The following is a 13,185-nucleotide window of genomic DNA, read 5'->3' as shown; positions in this document are numbered from 1 at the left end:
GAACGCAGGCCGGCAATGCTTTAGCCAGCCGGACTGTTTCGTTAGATGCAGGGACAACCGGAAACGACGACGCCCCTCCCGCGGCCGGGTCGGGGCAGCGTCGCTCCGGCTCAGCGGATTTCGCTGGGGGAAATGCCGTAGCGCTTGCGGAAGGCGATGGAAAAATGCGCCGGACTGTAGCCGACCCGATAGGCGACCGTGGACACGTTGGCCTCTTCGTCGCAGAGCATCCGGTGTGCTTCGCGCAGGCGGTACTCCTGCAAGTAGCCGAACACGCTGGCGCCGAACACCTTGCGGAAGCCGGCGGTGAGCTTGCGGGGGTTCATCCCCACGCGGCTGGCCAGGGCGTCCAGCGACGGCGGCTCCTGCAGCTCGCCCACCAGCAGGTCGCGGGCGGCGTGGATGCGCTCGACCTCGGTGCAGGTGATGCGCCGCTCCTCTGCCGGACGCGCCTCGCCGGAAAGGAACTGGGCGCTCAGCGCAGCCAGTTCCAGGGCCTTGCCGCCCAGGTACAGGTCGCGGGTCGGACCGAGCATCTGGCAGGTGGCGATCTGCGAGGCCAGCGCCTGCATCGCCCGCGGCGCCGGGCAGCTCATGATCCGCGGATCCCCGCCGGGGCGCCGCACCAGTTGCTCGGGCAACCAGCCGAGGCGACTGTCGAGGGCTTCGATGCCGAGCTGGACGATGGTGTAGCGCAGCGGCTTGTCGGTGCCGTAGATCTGCGCCGAGGTGAAGTCGCCGTCGTTGGCGATGGTACACAGGCTCGGCCCCTCGATGAGGTGCTCGGGCTGGCCGGGAATCCGGCAGCGCAACTGGCCGCTCTGCACCAGGATCAGGCGCAGGCCGCGCTCCAGCGGTTCCTCGAACCAGTCCTCGCTGGCCGAGCAGAAGGTCCCGGTCACCAGCTTCATGTTCGGATCGATGTGCGCCACCCCGGGCCGGTTGCCCGGCACCGGCGCGGCACCGTCGGCCTGTGGAGCGATGATGGTGATGGTCATCAGGTTTTCCTGTAGCCCGGGCGCCACCGACGCGGCGACGCCTTCCTCGAAACGTGGAGACAGGGGGGACTTTTTAGCGGAGATGGACAAAGCATCCGGCACTCCGTCCCTGTAGCGAATGAAAAAGCCCCGCAATCGAAAGGCGCGGGCTTGCGCGGTCCCTGCCAGCCGCCAATGATAATAAATCTCATTTCCCAGCCTTGGCAATCGACCGCATCCACGGAGATCGCATGACTTCCTCGCCCGTCCCTCGAACGGCCGTCGACGACGCCCCCGACTGGCCCGCCGACTTCGCTCGCCGCTACATCGCCGCTGGCCACTGGCAGCAGCAGAGCTTCGCCGAAGCCCTCGCCGCCAGCGCCGCGCGCCATCCGCAACGGATCGCGCTGTGCGCCGACCAGCAGCGCCTCAGCTACGCCGAGCTGCTGCTGCGCTGTCGCCGCCTGGCTGCCGGCCTGCGCCAGCTCGGTCTGGCGCGCGGCGACACGGTGGTGCTGCACCTGCCCAACGGAATCGCCTTCGTCGAGACCTGCTTCGCCCTGTTCCAGCTCGGCGTGTGCCCGGTACTGGCCCTGCCCGCACACCGCCAGCACGAGATCGGCGGCTTCTGCCGCTTCGCCGGGGCCAAGGCCTATATCGGCGCCGAGCGGATCGATGGTTTCGACCCGCGGCCGATGGCCGGCGAACTGCTCGCCAGCGGCGCCTGTCGCATGGCGCTGATCCACGGCGAGGCCGAGGCTCCGCTGCAAACGCTGGCACCGCTGTACCAGGCGCCGGCGCTGGAGGAATGCGCCGCCCGCGCCGAGGACGTCGCCTGCTTCCAGCTGTCCGGCGGCACCACCGGCACGCCGAAGCTGATTCCCCGGCGTCACCGCGAATACCTCTACAACGTGCGCGCCAGCACCGAGGTCTGCGGCTTCGACGAGCACACCGTGTACCTTACCGGCCTGCCGATGGCGCACAATTTCACCCTCTGCTGCCCCGGGGTGATCGGCACCCTGCTGGCCGGCGGTCGCGTGGTGGTCAGCCAGCGCGCCGATCCCGAGCACTGCTTCCCGCTGATCGCCCGCGAACGGGTCACCCACACCGCCCTGGTGCCACCGCTGGCGATGCTCTGGCTGGATGCCCAGGAAAGCCGCCGCGCCGATCTATCCAGCCTGCGCCTGCTCCAGGTCGGCGGCTCGAAGCTCGGCAGCAGTGCCGCGCGGCGCGTCGAACCGGTGCTTGGCTGCCGGCTGCAACAGGTGCTGGGAATGGCCGAGGGGCTGATCTGCTATACCCGCCTGGACGATCCGCCCGAACGCGTCCTGCACACCCAGGGCCGGCCGCTGTCGCCGGACGACGAGGTGCGGGTGGTCGATGCTGACGGCCGCGAGGTCGGCCCCGGCGAGATCGGCGAGCTGACCGTGCGCGGCCCCTACACCATCCGCGGCTACTACCGGCTACCCGAGCACAACGCCAAGGCCTTCAGCGCGGACGGTTTCTACCGCACCGGCGACCGGGTCAGCCGCGACGCCGACGGCTACCTGGTGGTGGAAGGCCGCGACAAGGACCAGATCAACCGCGGCGGCGAGAAGATCGCCGCGGAGGAAGTGGAGAACCTGCTGATCGCCCATCCGCAGGTGCACGACGCCACCGTGGTGGCGATGCCCGACAGCCTGCTCGGCGAACGCACCTGCGCTTTCGTCATCCCGCGCCAGCCGGCGCCCTCGGCGCTGAAGCTGAAGCAGTACCTGCACGCCTGCGGACTGGCCGCGTTCAAGGTGCCGGACCGCATCGAGCTGGTCGCGGCCTTCCCCCAGACCGGGATCGGCAAGATCAGCAAGAAGGACCTGCGCGAGCGCCTGCGCCGCGAGCTGGAGGCCCGCGCATGAACGCCGCCTGGATCCGTCCGTTGCGCCTGACGCCGATGCCGCGCCTGCGCCTGGCCTGTTTCCCCCATGCCGGCGGCAGCGCCAGCTTCTTCCGCAGCTGGAGCGAACGCCTGCCGGCCGACGTCGACCTCCTGGCGCTGCAGTATCCCGGCCGCGAGGACCGCTTCAACGAGGCCCCGGCGACCCGCCTGGAAGACCTCGCCGACGGCGCCGCCCTCGCCCTGCGCGAATTCGCCGATGCGCCCCTGGCGCTGTTCGGGCACAGCCTCGGCGCGGCGCTGGCGTACGAGACCGCGCTGCGTCTGGAAAGCGCTGGCGCGCCTCTGCGCCACCTGTTCGTCTCGGCCCATCCGGCGCCGCACCGGCAGCGCGGCGGCGTGTTGCACCGCGGTGAAGACACGGCGCTGCTGGCGGACGTCCGCCGCCAGGGTGGCGCCAGCGAGTTGCTCGAGGACGCCGACCTGCGCGCGCTGTTCCTGCCGCTCCTGCGCGCCGACTACCAGGCGATCGAGACCTACCGCCGGGCGCAGCCGATCGCCCTGGCCTGCCCGCTGGACGTGCTCCTCGGCGACGGCGACGAGGAAGTCAGCCCCGCCGAGGCGCAGGCCTGGAGCGACGCCAGCCGGCACCCGGCGCGGCTGCGGCGCTTTCCCGGCGGGCACTTCTACCTGAGCGAGGGACGCGACGCGGTGATCGACCACCTGCTGCGCCGCCTCGAACACCCCGACACCCGTTCTCGAGAGGTTGCATGATGAAAATGCCCGAAGACTACACCGGCCTGGCGGATATCCGCGAAGCCATCGACCGCATCGACCACGATATCGTCCTGGCCCTCGGCCGGCGCATGGACTACGTCAAGGCGGCCTCGCGCTTCAAGGCCAGCGAGGCGGCGATCCCGGCGCCCGAGCGGGTCGCCGCGATGCTGCCGGAACGCGCCCGCTGGGCGGAGGAGAACGGCCTCGACGCGCCCTTCGTCGAGGGCCTGTTCGCGCAGATCATCCACTGGTACATCGCCGAGCAGATCAAGTACTGGCGCCAGACCCGGGGTGCCGCATGAGCTGCCTGGCCCCCCTGAGCCAGTGCCTGCACGCCTTGCGCGGCACCTTCGAGCACGCCATCGGCCAGGCGCAGGCGCTCGATCGTCCAGTCCTGGTGGCGGCTTCGTTCGAGATCGACCCGCTGGACCCACTGCAGGTGTTCGGCGCCTGGGACGACCGGCAAACGCCCTGCCTGTACTGGGAACAGCCCGAGCTGGCGTTCTTCGCCTGGGGCTGCGCCCTGGAGCTGCAAGGCCACGGCGAACAGCGCTTCGCCCGGCTCGAGGACAGCTGGCGGCTGCTCTGCGCCGAGGCGGTGGTCGAGGGTCCGCTGGCGCCGCGCCTGTGCGGCGGCTTCCGCTTCGATCCGCGCGGCCCGCGCCAGGAACACTGGCAGGCCTTCGCCGACGCCAGCCTGATGCTCGCCAGCCTCACCGTGCTGCGCGAGGGCGATCGCCACCGGGTGCTCTGCCAGCACCTGGCCAAGCCCGGCGAAGATGCCCTGGCCCTGGCCGCCTACCACTGCTCGGCGCTGCTGCGCCTGCGCCAGCCGGCCCGGCGCCGGGCATTGCCGGCGAACGCCGGCGAACAGCAGGACGCCTCGCCGCTGGAGCGCCGGCAGTGGGAAGGCAAGGTCGCCGACGCGGTTCACGGCGTGCGCCAGGGACGCTTCGGCAAGGTCGTGCTGGCCCGCGCCCAGGTCCAGCCGCTCGGCGAGGTCGAGCCCTGGCAGGTACTCGAACAACTGCGCCTGCGTCACGCCGAGGCCCAGTTGTTCGCCTGTCGGCGCGGCAACGCCTGCTTCCTCGGCGCCTCGCCGGAACGCCTGGTGCAGGTGCGCGACGGCGCGCTGCGCACCCACGCCCTCGCCGGCACCACCGCCCGCGGCGGCGACGCCGGGGAAGACACCCGGCTCGGCCAGGCGCTGCTCGACAGCGCCAAGGAAAGACACGAGCACCAACTGGTGGTGGAAGCGATCCGCGCGGCCCTGGAGCCCTTCAGCGAAGCGTTGCGGATCCCCGCGACGCCCGCCCTGAAACGACTGGCCCGGGTGCAGCACCTGAACACGCCGATCCAGGCTCGCCTGGCCGATGGCCAGGGCATCCTGCGCCTGGTCGAAGCACTGCATCCGACCCCCGCGGTGGGCGGCTACCCGCGCAGCGCGGCGCTGGACCACATCCGCCAGCACGAAGGCATGGACCGTGGCTGGTACGCCGCGCCGCTGGGCTGGCTCGACGGCGAAGGCAACGGCGACTTCCTGGTGGCGCTGCGCTCGGCTCTGCTCACTCCGGGCCAGGGCTACCTGTTCGCCGGCTGCGGCCTGGTAGGCGATTCGGAACCGTCCCACGAGTACCGCGAAACCTGCCTTAAGCTCAGCGCCATGCAGGACGCCCTGTCCGCCGCCGGCGGCCTGGGCGAGGCACCGTTGCAACGCGGCGTCGCCTGAAACACGAAGCCCCCTGCGACCCGGGGTGCAGGGGGCTTCGAAGAAGCGCCGCGGCGCGGCCTGGACCGCGCGCGGCCAAGGTCGCGACTTAGAACGGAATGTCGTCGTCGAAGCTGTCGTAGTCCTGGGCCGGCTGCGGCGCAGGTTGCTGCTGCGGGGCCGGACGCGACTGCTGCTGCGGGGCCTGCTGCGGGCGCTGCATGGGCTCGCGCGGGGCGCGCTGCGAGTCGTCGCCGGAGGGACGGCCGCCGAGCAACTGCATGTTGCCGTTGATGTCGACCACGATCTCGGTGGTGTAGCGATCCTGACCGTCCTGGCCCTGCCACTTGCGGGTGCGCAGGCTGCCTTCGACGTAGACCTGGGACCCCTTGCGCAGGTACTCGCCGGCGATCTCCGCCAGGCGGCCGAAGAACACCACGCGGTGCCATTCGGTGCGCTCCTGTTGCTGGCCGGTCTGCTTGTCCTTCCAGCTCTCGCTGGTGGCGAGGGTGATGTTGGTCACCGCATTGCCATTGGGCATGTAGCGGGTTTCCGGGTCACCACCGACGTTGCCAACCAGAATGACTTTGTTAACCCCACGGGCCATGACGTTCTCCTAAGGTTCAGCATCCGCCCGGCGCGGCCTGGGCCAGGCGCTCGAGGGCGGTGCGATCCACTTGTTGGGTATCCACTTTGACATAGGCGGCGGCCTCCTCGGCCACCACCACGGCGTCTGCCACACCGGGCAACGCCCTGAATCGCTGGACCAGCGCCGCGTCCTGCAGCGCGGCGGGCGCGAGCGGCAGGCGGATGCTGGTCACATAAGGCGGTTCGCGCATGGTACCAGCAATCGCCAGCCAGAGGGCAGCGAGCACCGCGCATCCGATGAACACCATGCTCAGCCCACCGTGCTGGAACATCCAGCCGCCGAGGATGCCGCCCAGCGCCGCGCCGAGGAACTGGCTGGTGGAGTACACCCCCATCGCCGTGCCCTTGCCGCCGGCCGGCGAGACCTTGCTCACCAGCGACGGCAGCGAGGCTTCGAGCAGGTTGAAGGCGGTGAAGAACACCACCGTGCCGACCACCAGCATGGCCAGGCTGTGACCGAAGGCCAGGAAGAACAGTTCGCAGGCCAGCAGGGTAGCCACCGCGCCGGTCAGCACGCGCTTCATGCGGCGCTTCTTCTCGGCGTAGATGATGAACGGCACCATGCCGAAGAAACCGACCAGCAGCGCGGTCAGGTAGACCCACCAGTGCTGCTCTTTGGGCAGGCCGCCCTCGTGCACCAGCGCCAGCGGCAGGGCGACGAAGCTGGCCATGAGGATGGCGTGGAGAATCAGGATGCCGGCGTCCAGGCGCAGCAGGTCGCCGTGCTTCAGGGTCGGCAGCAGGGCCTGGCGCGCAACGCTGGATTCGCGATGCTGGGTCATGTGGTCCGGCTGCGGGACGAAGAACAGGATCAGCAGCAGGCCGACCAGCGCCATCCCGGCGGTGAACCAGAACAGCCCGTGCAGGCCGAACAGGTGGGTCAGCACCGGACCGAGCACCATGGCCACGGCGAAGGACACGCCGATGCTCATGCCGATCATCGCCATCGCCTTGGTCCGGTGCTGCTCGCGGGTGAGGTCGGAGAGCAACGCCATCACCGCCGCCGAGATCGCCCCGGCGCCTTGCAGGACGCGGCCGGCGATCACGCCCCAGATGGAGTCGGCATTGGCCGCGAGGGCCGCGCCGGCGGCGAAGATCAGCAACCCGACGACGATCACCGGACGTCGGCCGATGCGGTCGGAGATGGTCCCGAAGGGAATCTGCAGGATCGCCTGGGTCAGGCCGTAGGCGCCGATGGCCAGGCCGATCAGCGCCGGCGTCGCGCCGGCCAGGTCCTGGCCATAGGTGGCCAGCACCGGCAGGACCATGAACATGCCGAGCATGCGAAAGGCGAAGACCAGGGACAGCCCGACGGCCGCTCGCGTTTCGGTACCGCTCATCCGCTCAGTGTGTGAGTCGTGCATAACACCCTCATGGAAGAAAACGCTGCTGGGCAAGGCCTCATGCCCCTGCCGATGGCGCCGCCGCCCGCTCCTGGGCGACCGGGGCGATCCCCGCGCCGGAAAAATGCCGCGCATTCTACCAGCCCGCCCCCTCGCGGCACAGGCGCGCCACTTTGCCGCGCGGTAGCGGCCAGCCGTATACTCAGCGGTTTTCGCCCGCCATGCGAGGCCGCTGTGGATAAGATCCTGATTCGTGGGGCGCGTACCCACAACCTGAAGAACGTCGACCTCACACTGCCACGCGACAAACTGATCGTGATCACCGGACTTTCCGGTTCCGGCAAGTCTTCCCTGGCCTTCGACACGCTCTATGCCGAAGGCCAGCGGCGCTACGTGGAATCCCTCTCGGCCTATGCCCGGCAATTCCTGTCGATGATGGAAAAGCCCGACGTGGACACCATCGAGGGCCTGTCACCGGCGATTTCCATCGAACAGAAGTCCACTTCCCACAACCCGCGCTCCACCGTGGGTACGATCACCGAGATCTACGACTACCTCCGCCTGCTCTATGCCCGCGTCGGCACCCCGCGCTGCCCGGACCACGACATCCCGCTGGAGGCGCAGACCGTCAGCCAGATGGTCGACCAGGTCCTCGCCCTGCCCGAAGGCAGCAAGCTGATGTTGCTGGCGCCGGTGATCCGCGAGCGCAAGGGCGAGCACCTGGCGGTGTTCGACGAGATGCGCGCGCAGGGTTTCGTCCGCGCCCGGGTCGACGGCAAGCTCTACGAGCTCGACGAAGTACCTAAGCTGGACAAGCAGAAGAAGCACAGCATCGACGTGGTGGTGGACCGCTTCAAGGTCCGCGCCGACCTCCAGCAACGCCTGGCCGAGTCCTTCGAGACCGCCCTCGCCCTGGCCGACGGCATCGCCCTGGTGGCGCCGATGGATGAGGACGAGGAGGTCGAGGAGATCATCTTCTCGGCGCGCTTCGCCTGCCCGGTCTGCGGCCACTCGATCAGCGAGCTGGAACCCAAGCTGTTCTCCTTCAACAACCCGGCCGGCGCCTGCCCGACCTGCGACGGCCTCGGCGTGAAGCAATTCTTCGACGCGCGGCGGGTGGTCAATGGCGAGCTGACCCTGGCCGAGGGCGCGATCCGCGGCTGGGACCGGCGCAACGTCTATTACTTCCAGATGCTCGGCTCGCTGGCCCAGCACTACGGTTTCAGCCTGGAAGAGCCCTTCGACGAGCTCGGCGCCGAGCACCAGAAGGTCGTGCTCTACGGCTCCGGCCGGGAGAACGTCGACTTTCGCTATCTCAACGACCGCGGCGATATCGTCAAGCGCTCGCACCCGTTCGAGGGCATCCTGCCGAACCTCGAGCGGCGCTACCGCGAGACCGAGTCGGCCACGGTCCGCGAGGAGCTGGCCAAGTTCCTCAGCACCCAGCCCTGCCCGGATTGCCACGGTACCCGCCTGCGCCGCGAGGCGCGGCATGTGTGGGTCGGCGACCGGACGCTGCCGGCGATCACCGCGATGCCGGTCGGCGAAGCCTGCGAGTATGCCGCCGGACTCAGCCTGACCGGCCGCCGTGGCGAGATCGCGGCGAAGATCCTCAAGGAAATCCGCGACCGCCTGCAGTTCCTGGTCAACGTCGGCCTCGACTACCTGACCCTCGACCGCAGCGCCGACACCCTGTCCGGCGGCGAAGCCCAGCGCATCCGCCTGGCCAGCCAGATCGGCGCCGGCCTGGTGGGAGTGATGTACATCCTCGATGAACCCTCGATCGGCCTGCACCAACGCGACAACGAGCGCCTGCTCGGCACCCTCACCCACCTGCGCAACCTCGGCAACACGGTGATCGTGGTCGAGCACGACGAGGACGCGATCCGACTCGCCGACTACGTCGTCGACATCGGCCCCGGCGCCGGCGTGCACGGCGGCCAGGTAGTGGCGGAAGGTACGCCCGACCAGGTGATGAACCACCCCGACTCGCTGACCGGCAAGTACCTTTCCGGGCGCAAGAAGATCGTGGTACCGGCCAAGCGCACCCCGCGCGACAAGAAGAAACTGCTGAAGCTGAAGGGCGCGCGCGGCAACAACCTGCAGAACGTCAACCTGGAGATCCCGGTCGGCCTGTTCACCTGCATCACCGGCGTGTCCGGCTCGGGCAAGTCGACGCTGATCAACAACACCCTGTTCCCGATCACCGCCACCGCGCTGAACGGCGCGACCACCCTGGAAGTGGCGCCGTACGATTCGTTCGACGGCCTGCAGCACCTGGACAAGGTGGTGGATATCGACCAGAGCCCCATCGGCCGTACCCCGCGCTCCAACCCGGCGACCTATACCGGCCTGTTCACGCCGATCCGCGAACTGTTCTCCGGCGTGCCGGAGGCCCGCTCGCGCGGCTACGGTCCCGGCCGTTTCTCGTTCAACGTCAAGGGCGGCCGCTGCGAGGCCTGCCAGGGCGATGGCGTGATCAAGGTGGAAATGCACTTCCTGCCGGACATCTACGTGCCCTGCGACGTCTGCAAGGGCAAGCGCTACAACCGCGAGACCCTGGAGATCCGCTACAAGGGCAAGAGCATCCACGAGGTGCTGGAGATGACCATCGAGGAAGCCCGCGAGTTCTTCGACGCCGTCCCCGCCTTGGCGCGCAAGCTGCAGACGCTGATGGACGTCGGCCTGTCCTATATCAAGCTGGGGCAGAGCGCGACCACCCTCTCCGGAGGCGAGGCGCAGCGGGTCAAGCTGTCGCGCGAGTTGTCCAAGCGCGATACCGGCAAGACCCTGTACATCCTCGACGAACCGACCACCGGCCTGCATTTCGCCGACATCCAGCAACTGCTCGACGTGCTCCACCGTCTGCGCGACCACGGCAACACCGTGGTGGTGATCGAGCACAACCTGGACGTGATCAAGACCGCCGACTGGCTGGTCGATCTCGGTCCCGAGGGCGGCTCCAAGGGCGGCCAGATCATCGCCAACGGCACGCCGGAGCAGGTGGCCGAGATGTCCCAGTCGCACACCGGGCACTTCCTCAAGCCGCTGCTGGAACGGGATCGCGCCTGATCCGCGGACGCCCATGAAAAAGCCCCTGCGACCGTGAGGCGCAGGGGCGTTTCGTATCCACAGGGAGATCAGATCTGCGATTGCAGATAATTCTCCAGGCCCATCCTGGCGATCAGGCCGAGTTGCTGCTCCAGCCAGTAGGCATGGTCTTCCTCGGTGTCGGCCAGCTGGGCCTTGAGGATGTCACGGCTGACGAAATCCTTGTGTTGCTCGCAGAGGGCGATGCCCTTGGCCAGCGCGGCGCGGACGTGGCGTTCGAGCTTGAGATCGGCCTCGAGCATCTCCGGCACCGTGGTGCCGGGGTGGATGTCGTCCGGACGCATGCGCGGCGTGCCCTCGAGCAGGAGGATGCGGCGCAGCAGGGCATCGGCGTGCTGGGTCTCTTCCTCCATCTCGTGGTTGAGGCGCTCGTAGAGCTTGCTGAAGCCCCAGTCCTCGTACATGCGCGAGTGGATGAAGTACTGGTCGCGCGCGGCGAGTTCGCCGGTCAGCAACGTGTTGAGGTAGTCGATGACTTCCGGATGGCCTTGCATCGGCGCTCTCCCTGGAGAAAACAAAGAATCTAGCCGCATATGCTCCCGGCTTCGCCTGACCCCGGTCAAGCGAACGGCCATAAAAAAGCCCCCTTTGCGAAGAAAGGGGGCCGGGCCTCATCAGGCCATCAGTCCAGCTTCAGGCCAAGGGCGTCGGCGACGCCTTTGCCGTAGGCCGGATCGATCTTGTGGAACAGGCCGATCTGTCGACGCTGGATCTGTTCCGGCACATCGCGGATGTCTTCGGCGATGTTGTCGAACAGGCGCTGCTTCTGCTCGTCGGTGAACAGGCGGAACAGCGCGGCCGGCTGGCTGAAGTAGTCGTCGTCGACCCGGTGGTTCCAGTGATCCGCGGCACCCTCCAGGCTCAGCGGCGGCTCGGAGAAGTCCGGCTGCTCCTGCCACTGGTTGAAGCTGTTCGGCTCGTAGCTGACGCGCTGGTGGGCGTTATTGCCATCCACCCGCATGCCGCCGTCGCGGTGGTAGACCTGGTGCGGGCAACGCGCGGCGTTGACCGGGATCTGGTGGTGATTGACGCCCAGGCGATAGCGGTGGGCATCGCCGTAGGAGAACAGGCGGCCCTGGAGCATCTTGTCGGGCGAGAAACCGATACCGGGCACCACGTTGGCCGGGGTGAAGGCGGCCTGCTCGACTTCGGCGAAGTAGTTGTCCGGGTTGCGATTCAGCTCGAAGAAGCCCACCTCGATCAGCGGGTAGTCGCCATGCGGCCAGACCTTGGTCAGGTCGAACGGGTTGTAGCGGTAGGTCGCCGCTTCCTTCTCCGGCATGATCTGCACGTACATCTTCCAGCGCGGGAAATCACCTTTCTCGATGCTCTCGTAGAGGTCACGCTGAGAACTCTCTCGGTCCTGGGCAATCACTTCGGCGGCTTCGGCGTTGGTCAGGTTCTCGATGCCCTGCTGGGTCTTGAGGTGGAACTTGACCCAGAAACGCTCGTTGCTGGCGTTGATGAAGCTGAAGGTGTGGCTGCCGAAACCGTGGATGTGCCGGTAGCTCTTCGGCAGCCCGCGGTCGCTGAAGTCGATGGTCAACTGGTGCAGCGATTCCGGCAGGTGGGAGAAGAAATCCCACTTGAAGGTGGCGTTGCGCAGGTTGGTGCGCGGATCGCGCTTCACCACGTGGTTGAGGTCGGGGAACTTGAGCGGGTCGCGCAGGTAGAACACCGGGGTGTTGTTGCCGACCAGGTCCCAGTTGCCTTCCTCGGTATAGAAGCGCATGGAGAAACCGCGGATGTCGCGTTCGGCATCCGCTGCGCCACGCTCGCCGGCGACCGTGGAGAAGCGCAGGAACATGTCGGTCTTCTTGCCCACCTGGGAAAAGATCTTCGCGCGGGTATAAGGGGTGATGTCGTGGGTGACGGTGAAGGTGCCGTAGGCCGCGGAGCCTTTCGCGTGCATGCGGCGCTCGGGGATCACTTCGCGGTCGAAGTGGGCGAGCTTCTCGAGGAACCACACGTCCTGCAGCAACATCGGGCCGCGCGGGCCGGCGGTCTGCACGTTCTGGTTATCGACCACCGGAGCTCCGGCAGCGGTGGTCAAACGGGTTTTCTCTTCCATTTACTCTCTCCTCAACGGCTAACGTGCTATGAAGCGAAGCGGCTACACGGAAATCATCAGCGTGGACCAGGGATCGCCGCAGGACAACCTCTCGGTTGTGCCAAACGCCCGCTGCATTGATCTCGCCTACCCGAACGTAGCTTTTCGTAAAAGCAGGTTAAGGATGAATGACAGCCCTCCAGTAATCCAATTTATTAAAGGCAGCGAGTCGATAGATAAAAACTTTAAGACAGGGCAATAAAAAACCGGGCCTAGGCCCGGTTTCTTATGCGGCAGCTACCTTATTCGGCAGCTTCCACGACTTCACCGCCGACCGGACGATCAACCAGCTCGACGTACGCCATGGGGGCGTTGTCGCCAGCGCGGAAACCGCACTTCAGGATGCGCAGGTAGCCACCCGGACGGTTGGCGTAGCGCTTGCCCAGGTCGTTGAACAGCTTACCGACGGCAGCTTTCGAACGGGTACGGTCGAAAGCCAGGCGACGGTTGGCGACGCTGTCTTCCTTGGCCAGGGTGATCAGCGGCTCGGCAACGCGACGCAGCTCCTTGGCCTTGGGCAGGGTGGTTTTGATCAGTTCGTGTTCGAACAGCGACACCGCCATGTTCTGGAACATAGCCTTGCGGTGCGCGCTGGTGCGGCTCAGGTGACGACCACTTTTACGATGGCGCATGGTTCA

General features: G+C 67.5%; 11 protein-coding genes. 5 read left to right on the top strand and 6 right to left on the bottom strand.

The window, feature by feature from the left end; all coding sequences use genetic code 11:
• Positions 1 to 110: 110 nt before the first annotated feature.
• Positions 111 to 998, bottom strand: coding sequence for a pyochelin biosynthesis transcriptional regulator PchR (gene pchR, locus PSPA7_RS04175; protein WP_003157556.1), 888 nt, complete (start codon positions 996 to 998; stop codon positions 111 to 113).
• A gap of 230 nt (positions 999 to 1,228) precedes the next feature.
• On the opposite strand from pchR, the gene PSPA7_RS04170 reads away from it, so the two are divergent.
• Genes PSPA7_RS04170 through PSPA7_RS04155 form a run of 4 tightly spaced genes read left to right on the top strand, consistent with a single transcriptional unit; the run spans position 1,229 to position 5,356 of the window.
• The gene (locus tag PSPA7_RS04170) at positions 1,229 to 2,872 is read left to right on the top strand and encodes a (2,3-dihydroxybenzoyl)adenylate synthase (RefSeq protein WP_003157555.1); all 1,644 of its coding nucleotides are present in this window, start codon (positions 1,229 to 1,231) and stop codon (positions 2,870 to 2,872) included.
• The gene (locus PSPA7_RS04165) at positions 2,869 to 3,624 is read left to right on the top strand and encodes a thioesterase II family protein (protein WP_003157554.1); all 756 of its coding nucleotides are present in this window, start codon (positions 2,869 to 2,871) and stop codon (positions 3,622 to 3,624) included. The genes PSPA7_RS04170 and PSPA7_RS04165 overlap by 4 nt, the downstream gene beginning before the upstream one ends.
• Positions 3,624 to 3,929, top strand: a complete 306-nt coding sequence (gene pchB / locus PSPA7_RS04160) for an isochorismate lyase PchB (protein WP_041025451.1) — start codon at positions 3,624 to 3,626, stop codon at positions 3,927 to 3,929. The genes PSPA7_RS04165 and pchB overlap by 1 nt, the downstream gene beginning before the upstream one ends.
• A complete protein-coding gene (locus tag PSPA7_RS04155; RefSeq protein WP_012074234.1) occupies positions 3,926 to 5,356 on the top strand; it encodes an isochorismate synthase in 1,431 nt (476 codons plus the stop codon). The genes pchB and PSPA7_RS04155 overlap by 4 nt, the downstream gene beginning before the upstream one ends.
• An 88-nt stretch (positions 5,357 to 5,444) precedes the next feature.
• Here PSPA7_RS04155 and ssb read toward each other — a convergent pair whose 3' ends face one another.
• Together ssb and PSPA7_RS04145 are read right to left on the bottom strand one after the other, a co-directional pair.
• Positions 5,445 to 5,942, bottom strand: a complete 498-nt coding sequence (gene ssb, locus PSPA7_RS04150) for a single-stranded DNA-binding protein (protein WP_003114685.1) — start codon at positions 5,940 to 5,942, stop codon at positions 5,445 to 5,447.
• Positions 5,943 to 5,958: 16 nt separating this feature from the next.
• Positions 5,959 to 7,347 (bottom strand): MFS transporter, encoded by a 1,389-nt coding sequence (locus tag PSPA7_RS04145; RefSeq protein WP_041025285.1) that lies wholly within the window; start codon positions 7,345 to 7,347, stop codon positions 5,959 to 5,961.
• A gap of 213 nt (positions 7,348 to 7,560) precedes the next feature.
• Here PSPA7_RS04145 and uvrA point away from each other — a divergent pair, with 213 nt between their 5' ends.
• Positions 7,561 to 10,398, top strand: coding sequence for an excinuclease ABC subunit UvrA (uvrA, locus tag PSPA7_RS04140; RefSeq protein ID WP_012074232.1), 2,838 nt, complete (start codon positions 7,561 to 7,563; stop codon positions 10,396 to 10,398).
• 68 nt (positions 10,399 to 10,466) lie between these two features.
• Here uvrA and bfr read toward each other — a convergent pair whose 3' ends face one another.
• The 3 genes from bfr to rplQ form a co-directional block, all read right to left on the bottom strand.
• Positions 10,467 to 10,931: a bacterioferritin gene (gene bfr, locus PSPA7_RS04135; RefSeq protein ID WP_003093668.1), complete on the bottom strand. Its 465-nt coding sequence runs from the start codon at positions 10,929 to 10,931 to the stop codon at positions 10,467 to 10,469.
• A gap of 128 nt (positions 10,932 to 11,059) precedes the next feature.
• Positions 11,060 to 12,508 (bottom strand): catalase KatA, encoded by a 1,449-nt coding sequence (gene katA, locus PSPA7_RS04130; RefSeq protein ID WP_012074231.1) that lies wholly within the window; start codon positions 12,506 to 12,508, stop codon positions 11,060 to 11,062.
• A gap of 281 nt (positions 12,509 to 12,789) precedes the next feature.
• On the bottom strand, positions 12,790 to 13,179 hold the full coding sequence (rplQ, locus tag PSPA7_RS04125) for a 50S ribosomal protein L17 (RefSeq protein ID WP_003093672.1): 390 nt from the start codon (positions 13,177 to 13,179) through the stop codon (positions 12,790 to 12,792).
• Positions 13,180 to 13,185: the final 6 nt, after the last annotated feature.

Source organism: Pseudomonas paraeruginosa PA7 (assembly GCF_000017205.1).
GTDB lineage: Bacteria > Pseudomonadota > Gammaproteobacteria > Pseudomonadales > Pseudomonadaceae > Pseudomonas > Pseudomonas paraeruginosa.
The sequence above is the reverse complement of the archived record's forward strand: the minus strand, read 5'-3'. Positions and strand labels throughout refer to the sequence as shown.